This window comes from Salinicola sp. CR57 (assembly GCF_003206585.1).
In the GTDB taxonomy this organism is placed as follows: domain Bacteria; phylum Pseudomonadota; class Gammaproteobacteria; order Pseudomonadales; family Halomonadaceae; genus Salinicola; species Salinicola lusitanus.
Genome location: NZ_PZJL01000006.1, coordinates 282,384 through 298,949, shown reverse-complemented (window position 1 = coordinate 298,949; position 16,566 = coordinate 282,384). Strand labels below are relative to the sequence as shown.

The 16,566-nt window shown below is 62.3% G+C and carries 13 protein-coding genes; 3 read left to right on the top strand and 10 right to left on the bottom strand.

The window, feature by feature from the left end; translation table 11 throughout:
• Nucleotides 1-82: 82 nt before the first annotated feature.
• The 10 genes from DOM56_RS11370 to DOM56_RS11325 form a co-directional block, all read right to left on the bottom strand.
• Complete coding sequence (locus tag DOM56_RS11370) at nt 83-1,015, bottom strand: KpsF/GutQ family sugar-phosphate isomerase (protein ID WP_110599521.1); 933 nt, start codon at nt 1,013-1,015, stop codon at nt 83-85.
• A 313-nt stretch (nt 1,016-1,328) separates the two neighbouring features.
• Nucleotides 1,329-1,883, bottom strand: a complete 555-nt coding sequence (locus DOM56_RS11365; protein WP_110708852.1) for an HAD hydrolase family protein — start codon at nt 1,881-1,883, stop codon at nt 1,329-1,331.
• A 20-nt stretch (nt 1,884-1,903) separates the two neighbouring features.
• On the bottom strand, nt 1,904-2,749 hold the full coding sequence (kdsA, locus tag DOM56_RS11360; protein ID WP_110708851.1) for a 3-deoxy-8-phosphooctulonate synthase: 846 nt from the start codon (nt 2,747-2,749) through the stop codon (nt 1,904-1,906).
• Complete coding sequence (locus DOM56_RS11355; RefSeq protein WP_110708850.1) at nt 2,749-3,966, bottom strand: hypothetical protein; 1,218 nt, start codon at nt 3,964-3,966, stop codon at nt 2,749-2,751. The genes kdsA and DOM56_RS11355 overlap by 1 nt, the downstream gene beginning before the upstream one ends.
• Nucleotides 3,959-5,044 (bottom strand): glycosyltransferase family 4 protein, encoded by a 1,086-nt coding sequence (locus DOM56_RS11350; RefSeq protein WP_110708849.1) that lies wholly within the window; start codon nt 5,042-5,044, stop codon nt 3,959-3,961. The genes DOM56_RS11355 and DOM56_RS11350 overlap by 8 nt, the downstream gene beginning before the upstream one ends.
• Before the next feature lie 4 nt (nt 5,045-5,048).
• A complete protein-coding gene (locus tag DOM56_RS11345; RefSeq protein WP_110708848.1) occupies nt 5,049-6,209 on the bottom strand; it encodes a hypothetical protein in 1,161 nt (386 codons plus the stop codon).
• A 104-nt stretch (nt 6,210-6,313) separates the two neighbouring features.
• Nucleotides 6,314-7,657 carry an oligosaccharide flippase family protein gene (locus DOM56_RS11340; protein WP_110708847.1) on the bottom strand — a complete coding sequence of 448 codons (1,344 nt, stop codon included), beginning with the start codon at nt 7,655-7,657 and terminating at the stop codon, nt 6,314-6,316.
• Between the two features lie 55 nt (nt 7,658-7,712).
• Entirely contained in the window at nt 7,713-9,917 is a 2,205-nt protein-coding gene (locus tag DOM56_RS11335) for a polysaccharide biosynthesis tyrosine autokinase (protein WP_110708846.1), read from the bottom strand.
• Nucleotides 9,918-9,936: 19 nt separating this feature from the next.
• Entirely contained in the window at nt 9,937-10,374 is a 438-nt protein-coding gene (locus DOM56_RS11330; RefSeq protein WP_110708845.1) for a low molecular weight protein-tyrosine-phosphatase, read from the bottom strand.
• Nucleotide 10,375: 1 nt separating this feature from the next.
• On the bottom strand, nt 10,376-11,509 hold the full coding sequence (locus DOM56_RS11325) for a polysaccharide export protein (protein WP_232822265.1): 1,134 nt from the start codon (nt 11,507-11,509) through the stop codon (nt 10,376-10,378).
• Between the two features lie 1,229 nt (nt 11,510-12,738).
• On the opposite strand from DOM56_RS11325, the gene DOM56_RS11315 reads away from it, so the two are divergent.
• The 3 genes from DOM56_RS11315 to DOM56_RS11305 all read left to right on the top strand — a co-directional run bounded on the left by DOM56_RS11315 (nt 12,739) and on the right by DOM56_RS11305 (nt 16,477).
• Nucleotides 12,739-13,422: a hypothetical protein gene (locus DOM56_RS11315; protein WP_110708843.1), complete on the top strand. Its 684-nt coding sequence runs from the start codon at nt 12,739-12,741 to the stop codon at nt 13,420-13,422.
• 73 nt (nt 13,423-13,495) lie between these two features.
• Nucleotides 13,496-14,332 carry a capsule biosynthesis GfcC family protein gene (locus DOM56_RS11310; RefSeq protein ID WP_157958216.1) on the top strand — a complete coding sequence of 279 codons (837 nt, stop codon included), beginning with the start codon at nt 13,496-13,498 and terminating at the stop codon, nt 14,330-14,332.
• A 9-nt stretch (nt 14,333-14,341) separates the two neighbouring features.
• The gene (locus DOM56_RS11305; RefSeq protein WP_232822264.1) at nt 14,342-16,477 is read left to right on the top strand and encodes a YjbH domain-containing protein; all 2,136 of its coding nucleotides are present in this window, start codon (nt 14,342-14,344) and stop codon (nt 16,475-16,477) included.
• The last annotated feature ends 89 nt before the right edge of the window (nt 16,478-16,566 follow it).

The following is a 16,566-nucleotide window of genomic DNA, read 5'->3' as shown; positions in this document are numbered from 1 at the left end:
ACTCCGTCGTCGAGATCCATCCTTGAAAGCGTCCGGGGAAATCACGCTCGGGTTTCGGCGGACAGTCTCCCGAACCCGCCCGCTATTTCTGGAAAACCCCCACCAGCCGGTCGCTGTCGAAAACCAGCAGGGCGTTGATCTTCTTGGACTCCATCATTACCAACGCGTCCTCGACGCGGGCCGTCGGAGCAATTCGCGACGCCTGCGGCGTCATGAAGTCATAGGCCTTCTTGGAGAAGACGTATTCGCCGTACTTCTCGATGGCACGGCGAATGTCACCATCGGTGATGACGCCCCAACTATCGTTGTGCTGGACCACCGCCATCCCCAACTGTCCGCGCGACATCGCCTGGATCACATCGAGCACCTCCGCCTCCGCCTTGACCACCGGCAGGTTGTCGCTGTGCATCTCGTGCTCGACCCGGCTCAGCAGGCGGCGCCCGAGCGAGCCCCCCGGGTGGAATCGGGCGAAGTTCTCGGGCTGGAAGTCCCGCGCCTTCATCAGCGTCACCGCCAGCGCGTCCCCCATCGCCAGCGTGGCGGTGGTCGACGATGTCGGCGCCAGCTGCAGCGGACAAGCCTCCTCGACGACACCGATATCTAGATGGCTGTGGGAAGCGCGCGCCAGCGTCGAGCCACGGTTACCGGTCATGCCGACCAGATAGTTGCCGTTATCCTTGAGATACGGGATCAGCTTGACGACCTCCTCCGTCTCTCCCGAATTAGAGATCGCCAGGAAGACGTCGTGGGGCGTCACCATGCCCAGGTCGCCGTGGTACGCCTCCCCCGGATGCATGAAGAAGCTCGGGCTGCCAGTACTCGCCAGGGTCGCCGCTATCTTGCGACCGACGATCCCGGACTTACCCATTCCGCAGACGATCACTCGTCCCGGGGTCTGCAGGATGGCGTCGATGGCGGCACTCAGGTCGTTGTCGAGCTTGCGGGAAACCTCCAGAAGCGATTCGGCTTCCTTGACGAAGACCTGTCGTGCCGTTTCCAGATATTCCAGATTCATTCACTGCTCCTCCCTGACACGGGTAGCTGTCAGACCGAACCGGCCGACTGCCGACGGCGGACCGATGACGCCGCACCGACGGCATCTGGGCCCATGATTCGAGCGCGCGCGGACGCGCGACTTCGCGATAAGAAGATGTCGATAGGATCGAGAGTCGAGGGCCGTGCCTCCGACACCTGAGGGTTTCAGGGATCGAGGACCCTGGCTTCGACGAGGTCACCGACCGGGCGGTCGGTGACTTGGGTACCGGAGGGGGAGTCCGGCGCCTTGAGGCATGGCGGGAGGCGCAAGCGGGCGCTTTCCCGCCGGCGTGCTACTGGACCAGGCGACGCAGCGCGTCGTCATCTCCCAGCATATGTGCATACATACCGGCCAGGTCGAGGCCCCGCGCCAGGAGCAAGTCCTCGGCGATCTCGCGGGCGACACCGCGGCCGCCCGCGGTCGTCATCACATGGTCGGCGGCCTCGAGAACCAGGGGATGGGCATCGGCCGGGGCGTAGGCCACAGCGACCTCCCGCATCACCGGGATGTCGATGATGTCGTCCCCGGCGAATGCGATACGCTCGGCGGCGATGCCCTGCTCCTCGGCGATCTGCTGGATGGCTTCGAGCTTGCGACTGAAGCCGATCTTGACCACGTCCATGCCCAACTGGGTAGCTCGCGTCAGCAGTGGCCGGCTCGATTTGGCCGACAGCACGCCGCTCTTGATGCCGTGCTGCCGCAGCAGCCCGATCGCGACGCCGTCACGCACGTTGAACGGCTTGAGCGCTTCACCCTCCGGGCCGATCAACAGCGTGCCGTCGGTCAGCACGCCATCGACATCGAACAGCACGAGCTCGATCTGGTCACGAAGATCCGGGCGAGTCATCGATCGATCTCGTCTTTCCATCAGTCGATCTCGACCGTGGGCAGGCTCTTGACCAGATCGTCCACCGCCTTGATCTGGGCCAGGAACGGTTCCAGCTTGTCGAGCGGCAGCGCGCTGGGGCCATCGCAGCGCGCATTGTCGGGGTCGGGATGCGACTCGAGGAACAGCCCGCCCAGCCCCACGGCCATCCCGGCGCGGGCGAGTTCGAGAGCCTGACGACGACGCCCGCCCGAGGCCTCGCTGGTCGGATCCCGACGCTGCAGGCTGTGGGTCACGTCGAAGATCACCGGCGCGTTGCCGCTGACGTTCATCATCTCGCGAAAGCCCAGCATGTCGACGACCAGATTGTCGTAGCCGAAGCAGCTGCCGCGTTCACACAGGATCACCTGCTCGTTGCCCGCTTCGGCGCACTTGTCGACGATATTCTTGACCTGCCCCGGGCTCAGGAACTGCGGTTTCTTGATGTTGATCGGCTTGCCGGTCCTCGCCATGGCCACGACGAGGTCCGTCTGGCGAGCCAGAAATGCCGGCAGCTGGATCACGTCGGCGACCTCGGCGACGGGCTGGGCCTGCGCCACCTCGTGCACGTCGGTGATCACGGGCACGTCGAATTCGCGCTTGACCGCCTCGAAGATTTTCAGCCCCTGGTCGAGACCGACGCCGCGGAAGGAGTGAATCGAGGAACGGTTGGCCTTGTCGAAAGAGGCCTTGAACACGTAGGGAATCCCCAGTTTTCCGGTCACTTCGACATAGGCTTCGCAGGCCCTCAAGGTGCTGTCGAGGTCCTCCAGCACGTTGATGCCGCCAAACAGCGTGAAAGGCGCGTCGTTGGCCACTGCCAGTCCGCCGACCGATACGGATTTCATCAAGCCACCTCACTTCTATCCATTGAATGCAATCTTGCGCGGTCCATTAGCTTAACGAAATTCGCCTCGCTGAAGGGAGTCTCCTGAAAGTAGTCCTCGTTCACCAGGTAGTGATCGATGTAAGCCGCCAGACGACGCTCGCTGAAGTGCGCGTAGAAGGTATTGCCCAGGAACGTCACCTTCTTGTCCAGCAACTTGGCCTCGAGACCCACCGTGGAGTTGATCGTCACCACCTCTACCGCCCGGTCCAGCAACTGGAAGGTGTTCTCGTTGACGATGAGGAAACCGTGCTCCGCCCGCAGCCCGGCCAGAATCGACGGGATGGCCTGGTTGATTTCCGCCGGATGTGGCTTGACCACCAGCCTCAGCCCCTTCTCCCTGGCCATCGCGATCGCCTCCTTGAGACCGTCGATCACGCTGTTCTTGTGGTAGTTCAGGATGATCTGGGCATCGGTACTCACCTGCATCGGGAAGAACAGGTAGGGCGTTTCCCAATCCATTTCGTCGAGGGCGACCTCATCCGCCTTGCGGAGCTTGCTGAGCTCGTCGAAGCCGTAGGCGTTCTCGCCGGCGTAACCCAGGATCGCCTCGAGGCGGCACCCCACCACCTGAACGAACTTCTGGAACGCGGTCTTGAAATCGAGCTTCCGCGCCTGCCCTATTACGTGCCGCTTCATGCGTGCGGCGGTGTACTCGCGCTTCCACCGGCGAAAGGCGTCGAGATCGACCGGGTACTCGTCGAGCACCTCCACATGCTCGTAGAGATAGGACTGCATGTCGGTACCCTGCGGATCCGCGAAGGTCTTGTTGCCGATATTGCCGTAGCCGGTGTAGAGCACGTCGATGCCGTTGACTCGGGCATGATCGGCCAGTGCCGACTGCGACGCGAGGCGCCCGCTCGGCAGGATATAGAGATCCCACTGGCGCTTGGGTTGCTCGCGTTCGATGAACTCCGCGAAACCGGAGTAGACCCTGTCGGCCTGCGCGTGGGTCAGGCGGCCGGTCAGGATGCTGAAGTTGTTCTCGCGGCAGGTACGGCCGCGGCCCCGACGCGGCATGAACACCGTCTCGCGCTTCAGCGTCAGGTAGACATACATGATCAGGTTGTTGGCCACGAACTCGACACGACAACCACTGGCGCCGGGAGCGGCGAAAACGCGCTTGAAGAAGCGGTAATCCTCGGGATTGGAGATGTTGATCAGAACCTGACTATACATAGCACTGCCCACTAGGCTGGTAGAGTTTCAAGAGTTCGGCATTCATGCTGGCCGGCGAGAAATCCCGCTCGTAGCGCTCACGACAGCGCCGCCCCATCGCCTGCCGGTCGCAGTGGTCGAAGGCCGTCATCGCCGCGCAGAGAGAGGCCGGGAAGTCGTCGAAGTCGAAGACGAAGCCGGTCTCGCCATGACTCACCAGCTCGGGCAGAGCACCGCGGTTCGAGCAGATCACCGGCGTGGCGTTGCGGTATGCCTCCAGGACTACCAGCCCGAACCCCTCCCAACGGCTGGGGACGATCAGCGCCTTGGCCCGCGCGATCAGCCCGTCGAGGGCGGTGTTGTCCTGCCACCCGAGAAATTCCATGTTGTCGCGGGGGGTGAACGTGGCATCGGAATCGACGACGTTGCCGCCGACGATCTTCAGCAGCGGGCGATCCTCGCCCCAGAATGCGTGGAGCTGGTCGAATCCCTTCTGACGATCGAAGCGCCCGATGAACAGATAGAAGTCCTCCTTGCGCTCGTCGCCGATCGCTTCCCGGGTATCGCGCACACAGTTCTTGATCAGTAGCGTCTTGTCCCCCATCCCGGCCGCTTCCAGCAGTGCGCGCTCATACTCCGAGATGGCGACGACACCATCGGTGCGTCGATACAACACTCGCTCCACCCACTGGATGCCATGTTTCTTGAGGCCGGAGATGCGATGCGGATCGAACGCGACCCCATGCGGCTGATAGATCAACTTGGCGCCGTGGAAAGAGACCGGCAACGTGCGGCAGATAAAGCCGGCGAAGGTACTATGAACATGCACCACATCGGGGCGCGCCTGGGACACCGCGCCGCGCAGACGCAGCGCAAGATGTTTCAGTCGCTGGATCCGGCCCGCTCCCTCGAACCCGACGATATGGATCTTGCCCTGCAGCCCGTCGATGTCGCCCAGGTTGATCTCCTCGAGCTGGGTGAGCGGCAGCAACACCGACACGGCCTCGACTTCCGGGCGTCGCGCCTGCTCCGCCACCACGTTGTTGAGGTACGTGGCGATGCCGCCGGTCACCGTCTCGCACACATGCATGATTTTCATGAATTCACTCGCTGAAAGAGAGCATCACCAGCAGGCAATAGATGATGAAGGTGGGAACCAGCACCAGCGCGGCATCGGAGAACGTCGCCACCCAATACATCACGCATCCGATCGAAGCGGCGCGACTGATCGGCCGGGTCGCGTCGAAGAGGCTCCGCGCCATCACGATGTTGGCGAAGAACATCAGAAAGGGGATCAATCCAATCAGGCCGACGAACTCCGCGATGGAGACGTAGGGGATCTCGTAGGACCAGTAGATCGGCGTACTGGAGATCAGGCCGGCATCGAAGAAGTACTCCAGATAAGCCGCCCGGCCGCCCAGATTGCTGTCGAAGAGGAACGTGACGTCCTTGCCCATCATGCCCAGCAGCCCGATGATGCCCGGCACCACCAGGCAGACTGCCAGACAGATCACGATCAGTTTCTTGACCGATATCGCCTTGTTGAAGATCAGGTACTCGAACGCGCAGTAGATCAGCAACAGTGCCCAGGCGGTGCGCGACAGCGTCAACATGATCGTCAGCATCAGCGCCAGGAGCCACAACCGGTTCTTCTCGATGACGGCGTAGACCGGCAGCAGCATGATCATGCAGACCGCGTAGATATTGCCGTTGTTGTAGGTCGAGAACAGCTTGTAGATTCCGCCGCGGTCGTTCATCCGGGCCTCGAGCGTCCGCTCGGCACCGAAGGTCGTGGTCAGTGCGGGGATGGAGAAATATTGCCCGGTTCCGATCTTGAGAACGAAAAGAAAGAGACCGAAGGCGACCGCGAACCGAGTGCAGTTGCGCAGGCAGACCAGCAGATAGCGTACGTTCTCCGCCGACAGCCGTTTCGACCATACGTAGAAGAAGATCGGCACCACGATCAGCGCCATGATGTAGCCGAAGTAGATCCCGACGCTGGCAATGCCATTGAGCAGCGTCACCGTCAGGAACAACGCCCAGAACGGCATCAGCAACCAGATGTAGATCGAGTAGCGATCCTGGCGGCCCAGCTGGCCCGTCCCCAGGATCGCCTTGATGAACAGGATCGGGAACGAGAAGCAGATCAGCAGATAGATGGTATTGAGGGGGATGCCGCCCACGGCGACCCCCGATTTCGGTAGCGCGATGGCGAAAACGATCGCCATCGCCACGAACAGCCGTTTGGCGTTGATTACCAGCATGTCTCTCGCTATCCATTAACCGCCGACGGCAATCCGTGGCCTGCGATTTCGATCAAGGTAGGGTGCCGAGCCGGAGACTGCCCGCCCCCGGCATCCGCGGTGGTTCAGCGCCGGATTGGCAGCATGACGATGCCCATCCGACGCCAGACGAAACATGCCGCGACCAGGTTCTGCATCCCCAGCACCATGGCGAGGGAGATTGCGGCACCGACGGCCCCCCACAGCGGAATCAGCACCACGAACGCCAGCAGCCCCAGAGCGCTGCAGACCAGCGAGATATTGCGCATCACCTTCTCGCGCCCCGTCATCGTCAGCAGGAAACCCACCGAGCCGAACGACACATTGACGAGATGGCCGACCACGACGATACGCAACAGGCTCGCCGCCTCGCGGAACTCCGGCCCGAACCAGCCCAGCACCCACTCAGGGAAGAGCAAGCAGACGATCGCCAGCGGTGTTGCCATGCCCGCCGCGACCATCGAGCTCTGTCGGGCCAGTCGCCCCAGCGCCTCGTGCTCGCCACGATGGAACAGTTGCGCGAAGCGCGGCGGGAAGACCGCATTGATGACCAGCAGAATGAAGCTGATGACCATGCCGACCCGCTCGGCGGACTTGAACAGCCCCAGATCGGCGTGACTCAGCAGCGCACCGGCAATCAGCATCGCCACCACCTGCTGGAGAAACATCGACAGGTTGAGCACGATGAAACTCTGCGCGGTGGCGAAGAACTCGGCGCGGCCAGGCGGCGCCTCGGCATCCTCCCCGTCGGCGTGCCGCACCGCGGGATGACGGCGCAACCACAGCACCATCTGGAGAGCCCCCTGCAGGCATACCAGCCAGGCCGACAGGCAGAATGCCCAGCCGGCCTGCGGCAGCGAGCGGGAATCGGTGACGACAACCGTGGCCAGGATGCAGAGCGCGGCCAGCAGCGATATCGAGCCGTTCTCCTGCAGGCTCGCCCTGGCCGGCATGTGGACGCCTTTCAGGAACCCCGCCAGCACGAACGAGAGCGTGAAGGCCGGCGTCGCCACCGCGATGCTGATCAGCAGCGACGAGAGCTCGGGCGAACCGAAGGCCTCGGCGATCTGGCGGTGCAGCAGGCCGATCCCGCCCCCCAGGAGCAGGCTCAGCCAGCCCGCCCGCACCAGTGCCCAGCGCAGATAGCGCGTGATGTAAGGGCTGGCGCTGTCCTGGCTGATGTAGCGCATCAGCGACCCGTTGAGGCCGTAACAGGCGATGATGCCCGCACCGAAGATGACGCTCTGGGCCAGCGCGAAGACCCCGACTCCCTGGGCACCGTAGAGGCGCCCCAGGACGACACCCAGCAGGATCGTCCCCAGCGCGGCGATGCCCCGGGCGGCGAAGGTGCGACAGAGGTTGACGAACAGCTCGCCACGCAACCGCGAAACGATCTGCGCGTGTCGGCCGCCCAGCAGAGAAAGCGTCATGAGGATAGTCCCTGAGTCGGATCAATCCGCCTGGATTCGAACGGTCGGGTGGCCATCATTTGTAGCTGTAGTGGTAGTAGCCGTAGCCGTACTCGGTAGCGGCCTTGCGCTCCACGGCATTGAAGATGGCTCCGCGCGGCTCGACGCCCGCCGTCCTCAGCCGGCTGATGGCCAATTCCAGCTCCTTGACCGGGTTGGTCTGGAAACGGGCGAGCATCAGCGTGGTGCCCATCTGCTTGCCGATGATGGCCGCGTCGGTCACCGCGAGAATCGGCGGGGAGTCGACGATGACCAGATCGAAGCGTTCACTGACCTGGGCCAGGAATTCGCTGAAACGCTGGGTCATCAGGAGCTCGGAAGGATTCGGCGGCGCCATGCCACGGGCGACGTAATACAGGTTGTCCACCTTGTCGACCGGTCGAATCACCTCCTCGAGCCCCTGCTTGCCGGACAGCACGTCGCTCAGCCCGTTCTCGGAAGCGGCACCGAAGGCGCTGTGGATCTGCCCCTTGCGCATGTCGGCGTCGACGACGAGCACGCGCTGCCCCGCCTGGGCACACACCGTCGCCAGGTTGACGCTGACGAAGCTCTTGCCCACGCCTGGGCTGGGCCCGGTGATCATCAGGCGATTGTTGCCCGCCTCGAGCATGGCGAAGTGAAGACTGGTCCGCAGCCCGCGCAGCGCCTCGACCGAGACATCGGCGGGATTACGGGCGGCCAGCAGGCCGCTGGGGTAGCTGCGGGCGTACTCCTTGCCGGAGCGCTTCACGCGTCGATTCAGCTTGCCCTGCTCATCCGACAGCGGAATGGTGGCGTAGACCGGCAGCCCCAGATCCTCGATCTGCTCCTGGGTTTCGATACCGCGGTTGAACAGCGCCCTGAGGAAGACGGCGGCAACCCCGACGATCAGGCCGACGATGATGGCAACGGCGACCAGCAGCGGCTTGTTCGGTGCCACCGGGGCCGGCAAAACCTCGGCGCCGTCCAGAATCCGCACGTTACCCACCGTGCTGGCCTCGGCGATCTTGGTCTCCTGCACCTTGTTGAGCAGTTGGACGTAGATCTCGTTGGTCACCTCGACGTCCCGCTGCAGCCGCAGGATCTCCTGCTGCGTCTCCGGCAACCCCTTGACCTGCTTGTCGAGATTGTCCCGCTCGCGCTGGAGCTGCGCCTTCTTCTCCAGCAGCGCCTGATAGGTCGGGTGGCTCTTGGTGAAGCGCTGCGATATCTCCGCCTCGCTCATCTCCAGTTCGTTCAACTGGGACTCCAGATTCACGATCCGCTCGAGGACCGATTTCGTCTCCAGCGAGAGGTCGACACTATCCTTGGACTCGCGATACTCGTTGAGCTTCTCTTCCGACTCGTTCAACTGGCTACGGATCTGCGGCACCTGAGTATTCAGGAACTCGAGGCTCTTGCGCGCCTCTTCCGATTGACGTTGAACGTTCTGCGAGTAGTAGATGTCGGCGATCGTATTGAGTGTCTTCTTGGCGGCATCCGGATCCGGCCCGGTCAGGCTCCAGCTGAGAATCCCCGTCTCGCTGCCCGCCTCTCCGACCTCGAAGCGCCCCCGCAAGCCGTTGATGGCTGCCAGTCTGGGCACGTGTTGGACGGTGAACTCGGCGCCAGCCGGCGCCTGGATCGAGGTGACCCGCATGGCGACGTCACCGTTCAGGAAGGTACTCAACTGCCCGACCTTGCCCGACCCCAGAGATTCTCCGTCGGCATCCCGCAGACGGTAGGTGTAACTGTCCTCGACCTCCAGGGTGAACGTCTTGCCGAGATAGGCATCGGCCATCGGCATCTCGCTGACGGCAATGGTCTCGCCGCTGAATGCATAGCCCCACCCGTTGGCGAACCCGGGCCGCCCGATGCCTTGACGCTCCAGGAAAGCCCCGATGATCGGCAGGGTAACCGGCGCCACGTTGATGTCGAGATTGAGCAGGTCGACCGCCTGGCCCAGCACCATCCGCGACCGAATGATCTCGATCTCCGAGAGCGTCGGCGGCTTCTCGCCCAGCAGACTCGTCACCTCCTGGAGCGGATTGTTGCCCGGCGAGTCACTCTCGATCTGCACCAGGGCGTCGGCTCGATAGATGGGTGTCGCCAGGCTGGCATACAGGATGCCGATCAGCGCGAAGCCCAGAATGCTCGCCATCACCCATTTCTTGTGATCCAGTAAGATCCCCAGCAGCCGACGAATGTCTATCTCTTCGTGGTTACTCGCTGTCGATGTCGTCGATGTGTTGCTTGTGGTCATGTGGGGTTTTTGCATCCTTTCAGCGATCCGGCAACTTGCCTACCCAGGCATCTGCAGCTTGTGTCAGCAAACGATGAACGTGTTCGAAAGCGCTCCGACTCTTGCGATAGGGGTCGGGTACCTCGCCCTCCCCGGTCCAGCGAGTGACCAGCATCGTCTTGCCACTGGCAGCGGGATAAAGCTCCGTCACCGCCCGACGCTGACCATCGGACATCACCAGGATCAGGTCGGCGGACTGCAACATGCCGACATCGACCTGCCGCGCGACATGGGCGGACAGATCCAGCCCTTCCCGCTCCGCCAGCTCCCGGGCCGTGGGCTCCGCGCCCTCGCCTACCAGCGCCCCCAGCCCCGCGGAGTCGATCTGCCTGCCGGGGAATCGCTGCCTCAGCAGCGCCTCGGCCACCGGGCTGCGGCAAATATTGCCGGTACACAACACCAGTATTCGATCGAACATGTCAGTTGCCGTCGCGAAGTTCGTCGAAGTCACGCGTGGCTCGTGTCACCTGATAGACGGAACTGATCGTCGGCGTCAGCTGATTGATGACCCGATTCCAACGACTCAGCGGCGCGGCGGTGACATAGACGATATCGGTGGGCTGCAGCATGAACTGCGCCCCGAGCACCAGCGCCGTCGCATTGCGTGCGTCGAGCTGATAGACCGTGGCCAGCTTGCCACTGTCCGGCGTGGATTGACGGATCACGAAAATGCCCTTTGCGTTGGCCTGGGTCTCGTCCATCCCGCCTGCCTGGGACAGCGCATCGGTCAGCGAGAGGCGCGAATTCCCCATCGGCAGGGTCACCGGGTCCATCACTTCGCCCATGACGAAGACCTTCTGACTGCCGATATCGGATACATGAAGCACATCCCCGTCCCGAAGCAACTGGTTCTGGCGCATATCGCCGTTCTGGAGCATCGAATAGACGTCGATATGCGTTTCGACGCTGCCTCTCGACAGCACCACGTCGTGCCAGTTGGCCTCTCCATTGAGGCCGCCACCGAGATTGATGGCGTCCAGCACCGTCATCGGAACGTTGGTGATGGGCATCACCCCGGGATTCTCGACCTGCCCGGTGACGTACACCTTCTGGGAATTGAAGCCCACGACCTTGACGTCGACCTGGGGTTCGGTGACGTAGGTCGCCAGGCGGCGCTGAAGCTGGGAGCGGACATCCTCCACCGTGCGGCCGGCCACCTGGATACGTCCGACGTAGGGATAGAAGATCGTGCCGTCGCTGTAGACCGTATTGCCCGTGTCCTCCGTCGGCCGCTCGCTGCCGGCAGGTATGGTCAACTCCGGGTGGTCGTAGACGATGATCGACAACACGTCACCGATACCGATGTGATACTCGTAGCGGTCGTCCAGCGCCGGGTCACCATGGGAAGCCGCCGACACCCGCTGCAGGTCGGCCTTGTCGCCGCTCCCACCCCGAAGTGACGTCATCGCCTGCTGTGTCCGGACCAGGCCCAGCGTGATCGGCTCCACGTCGACCAGATCATCGATAGGGGCGGAATCCGTGTCGTAGTCGATGTGCCCCCCGGGCGCAAAGGCGCAGCCGGAGGCGGTTACGACCAGCGATAACGCCAACACGGGCAAACACCCTCGGAAAATAGAGCGACTGCAACCTTCGCGAATTTTCATCATCCCTGTCGAACACCCTTTATTTCGTCCATATAAAGCCCTGACTACTATGACCCGTGAATGACATCCGCTTTTAAAATAATTTTTAAACACGCTACCGCCCCGGGATTTTAACGGCATTCCCCGAAGCCCTGATTATCGTGTCGAGTTCTCTATAGAAAAGAATCGCGCATCATCGACGCCTACCGATCACCGATGCGCAACATTTGAAGTCGAGCAATCCTTGACGCAGCCTCCTCGCAAATCAACCAATGCCAATAACGTGCCACCTTTTCAAAACAGACAAAACACCTAACTTTTGAGTTACAAAAAGGCTGTCAAAAGTGTGCAAGAACCAAGAATCCCACGAACCCACATGGATCTGGCCATTACTGATAACGATCTGGTGTGACGAATTCGCGACAGCCGGAAGTATCAACAAAATCAGAAAATTACTATTAAGACCTTGAAATACACATCGAGTGACACAGGAAACCAAGCGAAACAATTCCTGGCGGTGGAAATGTCCGTCTTTTCTTTTCAATGACTTAGAGAAAGGAAGGCGCGAAATCACCTTGCAGCACCGGGTTTTCGGACCAAGAGAGGCGCGATGCCCCGAGCGCTTTTTACCAGCGACCGGCCAATTTCTGAACTTCATGAACCTTGCAAACAAGCCAGCTGTCGCCATTTTTAGACAAATTAAACTCGGCGATCACACTAAAGACAACCACCGTTTCATAAAAACACATTATAATTTTATTGCTTTATCTCGCAACGCTTGCACCATAATGGAGATGACTAATTATACTTGATGCCATTCAGTGCAAGGTCCCGGGTGTCTTTGTTTTGACACACTACAACGTCAAAAAATTGAAAGTTATAATTGCCCAGATACGTGATATTAGTAAGAATATAGGTGGTCTTCGGACCACATCGTTGGTTTAACCAACACGTTAGGAGGTACTTATGAAGAAACTGGCCATAATGGCAGTCGCGTTAATGGCTGTCTCTTCACTCGCCGCCGCCCAGGAAGTCGCAACGGGCAGCGCCGCCGGAGCCGGCACCGCCGCTAGTGCATCGACAGCCTCGTCTGTCGGCACCAGCACTGCGGCGTCGTCGGTCGGTGCGCTGGCCGCAGCAGGGGGCAGTGACGGCACTACCGGAACGACCGGCACCACCGGTACGACCGGGACCCGGTAATGACAGCAGCACGTCATTACCGCCTGGAAGACCGCCCTCGGGCGGTCTTCTTTTGTCTCGCCATGGCTAGCCTCATCCTCTCCGGCTGCTCCCTGGGCGGTGGGCGCGCCCTTGATGGCCTGGTCCCGGGGTCCGCCACCGGCGACGTGTCCGACCAAGCCGCCGCCACTTCCTACGCCTCGCTCGACTTTCACGTCGGGGGGCATGGCGGACTGGTGATCCTGGCGAGTCAGGTTGGAGACATGACCTACTGGCAGTTCCGCGACTCGGCCACCGTCGCCCTGAAGGATGGCTACCTGCACAGCAGCGCCGGTCTCGAGCAGAACTTGATCGACACCAGTATCACTGGCAAGGAGGGCGAGATCGTCGACGAAAGCCCTTGGAGAGGGACCTCCTCCTCGATCGCCTATCGCCTCACGCGGGAGTGGCAAACGGCGGACGGCGACCTGCACCACGGCCAGGCGACCGCCCTGCTCGAGTGTGACGCGGCACCTTCCCAGGTCGAACTGCCGTTGATGTCGCGAGCGTTGCAGGTCTGCCATGAAACCGTGAACTGGGAGGATGGCAACGTCACTCACGGCACACTCTGGCGAGCGCCGGAAGATGGCCGGCCATGGGCGGTCGAAACCCAACCGTGGCCCGGCGCGCCGATATTCGACTGGCAGGTCGCCCGCCCTTGGTGACCCAGGTAGCGTCGCCCTTCGGCGAGAGCGAGACAGGGATTTTCGTGAAGCGCAGCAAGGACGAGATCGACACATGGTGACCCCCCGTTTCCCGTATCATCGGCGCCAGCCATGGCGCACCACGCGTTACTGGATCGCCATCGCACTATGCGGTCTCGGTCTGGCCGGTAACGCCGACGCCCAGGACGACAGCGAACCGACCTCGACCTTCACCATCGATATCGAGGGACGTCGACCGCCGTCGCCTTCCCCGTCGCTGCTCGATGCCTGGTTGACCGTGGAACGGGAGACCACGGTCAATTGGTCGCGTGCCTTCGTAACTCGAGATGACGCCACGGCCGAGGACCGGCAGCGTCAACGCCGCCTGGACGCCGAACTCGAGGGCCTTGCCATGCAGGCCCGGCTACTGGGGGCGCCACGGGTCGGTAACGGCCTGGAAGCGTGGCGGGAGGCGCTCGGCAAACTGGACAAGAGTCGAATACCGGGGCGCGTCGATCCGACCTGGCTGATGGCGCATCTGCGTCAGGTCCCCCGACTCGAGGATGTCGACGCACTGGGCTGGTGCCAGACCCCCGACTGGATCGAGGCCTGGACGCCCCTGGGCGTCACCAGGCTGGCATGGGAGCCGGGGATGACCACCGATGCGTTGCTCGCCCGGCTCGACGGAGACGCCCATACCGGTGCTGACACACTGCAACTGGTGAGCCCCCAGGGCGAGATCCATCGCCTGGGCATCGCCGCCTGGAATCACCAGTGGGCCCCACTGGTCCCCGGCAGCCGCGTTGTGGTCCCCCTGCCCCTGGACTCCGTTGGCGCCCAGTGGGTCGATATGGCCCTACCCCAGTTTCTGGCCACACGCTTGCCCGGCGACGAATGCATCACGCTCGATCCAGCCCATCTCTATCGATAAACCATGCTCATGACGACATTCGCAGATCGCCGCTGGACACAGCTGCGCCTTTTCACCCCGGTCATGGGAGTCTCGCTCCCGATGCTGATGGCGCACGCCCCCATCGTGCAGGCAGACCTGGGTCAGGCCCGCACCGATTTCGGCGGCGTCGGACTGATGCAGACGCCGACGGCGCGCATGGCACCCTTGGGGGACATCTCTCTCAATCACAGCCATGTGTCGCCCTACCTCCGCTACAACATCAGCTTTCAGCCCATGGACTGGCTGGAGGCCGGCTTTCGCTACACGGCGATCACCAACCAGGACTACCCGGCCTCCAGCGATCCCGGCCGCGCCTACCTGGACAAAGGGATCGACTTCAAGCTCCGGTTGCTCGAGGAGGACCGCAACACGCCAGCCGTGGCGCTGGGCTTCCGCGACTTCGGCGGTACCGGCCTCTTCGGCAGCGAGTATCTGGTCGCCAGCAAACGCTGGTACGACTTCGATTTCACGCTCGGGCTGGGCTGGGGCTATCTGGCCAATGGTGGCAGCATCGGCAATCCGCTGGGGGCAGTATCGGATCGCTTCGACGAGCGCTCCACGGAGAACCCCGATGAAGCCGGCGACTTCGAGTTCGGCGACATCTTCAGCGGCGACGTCGGGCTGTTCGGCGGCATCGAATACCAGACCGGCTGGGAGCCGCTGACCCTCCAGCTCGAATACGATGGCAACGACTACCGGAGTGAACCGTTCGAGACCACCCTGGCGCAATCTTCTCCGCTCAATCTCGGGGCCCGCCTGAGCCTCAACGACAACGTCTCGTTGAGCGCCGGATGGGAGCGCGGCGACACTGCCATGTTCGGCATCACCTTCCGAGGCAACCTCGCCGGCCTTGCCCAACCCAAGACCGACGATCCGCGCCCGGTACCGATCCAGGCGGCACCGGAGCGGACCGCGCAGGACTGGGAAGCCGTCAGTTCTGAACTACAGGCCAATGCCGGGATGCGCGTGCGGCGTATCACCCGCGACGACGACGAGTTGATCGTCGAGGCCGAGGCGACAAAGTATCGCTCGATGCTGGAGAGCGAAGGCCGCGCCAATCGCATCCTCAACAACCACACCGCGGAAGATATCGGCACGTACCGCTACCGCTGGCAGAGTGTCGGCATGGGGCTGCGCGACGATGTCCATGATCGCCAGGCCTATCTCGACGCAGCCGGTTCCACGGCCTATGACCAGCAGTACCGCTACGGTCTGTACGCTTCGGCATTGACGCAACCCGGCGACACCCCTCCCGCTGGCAAGCTGCTCTATCAGAACGATCTCGATCAGTTCACCTGGAGCCTGTCGCCGGGCTTGAATCAGAACCTGGGAGGTCCCGACGGCTACCTCTATCAGATCTATGCCAAGCTCGACGCCGAATACCGCACTGACCCCAACGGCTGGTTCAGCGGCCGCGCCGCTCTGAACCTGGCGGACAATTTCGATGACTTCGACTACGTCGCCAATTCGAGGCTGCCTCGCGTTCGCACCAACATCAACAGCTATCTGGATGAAACCAGTCTCGGTATCTATAACCTGCAGTACACCCGCACCCTGCGATTCGGCCAGGACTGGTACGGTATGGCCTACGGCGGTCTGCTCGAGATGATGTATGCCGGCGCCGGTGGCGAAGTGCTCTATCGCCCGTTCAACAGTCCCGTAGCGTTCGGCGTCGACCTCAACTGGGTCAAGCAGCGGGATTTCGACCAGCGCTTCGACATGCGCGACTACGACACCTGGACCGGCCATGCGACCGCCTATATCGAGACCGGCATCGAGGACGTCCTCGCTCAGGTCAGCGTGGGTCGCTATCTGGCCAAGGACCTCGGCGCAACATTCGACCTTTCCCGCCAGTTCGATTCCGGGGTGCGGATCGGTGCCTGGGCAACACTGACGGACGCCGGCGACGACTACGGCGAAGGCAGTTTCGACAAAGGGCTCTACGTCTCGATCCCGCTCGATGTCTTCTTCTCGGAATCGAGCCGCAGCAGCACGACCATCGCCTGGCAGCCGCTGACCCGCGATGGCGGCGCCCGTCTGGCCCGCCGCTACACGCTGTATGGCCTGACCCAGGATCGTGACATGGGCCACTACTGGAATGACTACGACAAGCTCTGGGAATAGCAACGCGCGCGACCTGCCGACCTCGCTCTCGGACGGCGCCTCGCGGGCGCCGTTCTTGCCTCGACCCGACGACCCGATATCCTCGTCGT

What these genes read in the sequence shown, in the direction of transcription:
- DOM56_RS11340 (WP_110708847.1), bottom strand. Translation starts at nt 7,657, where the DNA reads ATGACGCTTTCTCTGCTGGGCGGCCGACACGCGCAGATCGTTTCGCGG.
- DOM56_RS11345 (WP_110708848.1), bottom strand. Translation starts at nt 6,209, where the DNA reads ATGCTGGTAATCAACGCCAAACGGCTGTTCGTGGCGATGGCGATCGTT.
- DOM56_RS11305 (WP_232822264.1), top strand. Translation starts at nt 14,342, where the DNA reads ATGACGACATTCGCAGATCGCCGCTGGACACAGCTGCGCCTTTTCACC.
- DOM56_RS11315 (WP_110708843.1), top strand. Translation starts at nt 12,739, where the DNA reads ATGACAGCAGCACGTCATTACCGCCTGGAAGACCGCCCTCGGGCGGTC.
- DOM56_RS11350 (WP_110708849.1), bottom strand. Translation starts at nt 5,044, where the DNA reads ATGAAAATCATGCATGTGTGCGAGACGGTGACCGGCGGCATCGCCACG.
- DOM56_RS11365 (WP_110708852.1), bottom strand. Translation starts at nt 1,883, where the DNA reads ATGACTCGCCCGGATCTTCGTGACCAGATCGAGCTCGTGCTGTTCGAT.
- DOM56_RS11370 (WP_110599521.1), bottom strand. Translation starts at nt 1,015, where the DNA reads ATGAATCTGGAATATCTGGAAACGGCACGACAGGTCTTCGTCAAGGAA.
- DOM56_RS11335 (WP_110708846.1), bottom strand. Translation starts at nt 9,917, where the DNA reads ATGACCACAAGCAACACATCGACGACATCGACAGCGAGTAACCACGAA.
- DOM56_RS11355 (WP_110708850.1), bottom strand. Translation starts at nt 3,966, where the DNA reads ATGTATAGTCAGGTTCTGATCAACATCTCCAATCCCGAGGATTACCGC.
- DOM56_RS11330 (WP_110708845.1), bottom strand. Translation starts at nt 10,374, where the DNA reads ATGTTCGATCGAATACTGGTGTTGTGTACCGGCAATATTTGCCGCAGC.
- kdsA (WP_110708851.1), bottom strand. Translation starts at nt 2,749, where the DNA reads ATGAAATCCGTATCGGTCGGCGGACTGGCAGTGGCCAACGACGCGCCT.
- DOM56_RS11310 (WP_157958216.1), top strand. Translation starts at nt 13,496, where the DNA reads ATGGTGACCCCCCGTTTCCCGTATCATCGGCGCCAGCCATGGCGCACC.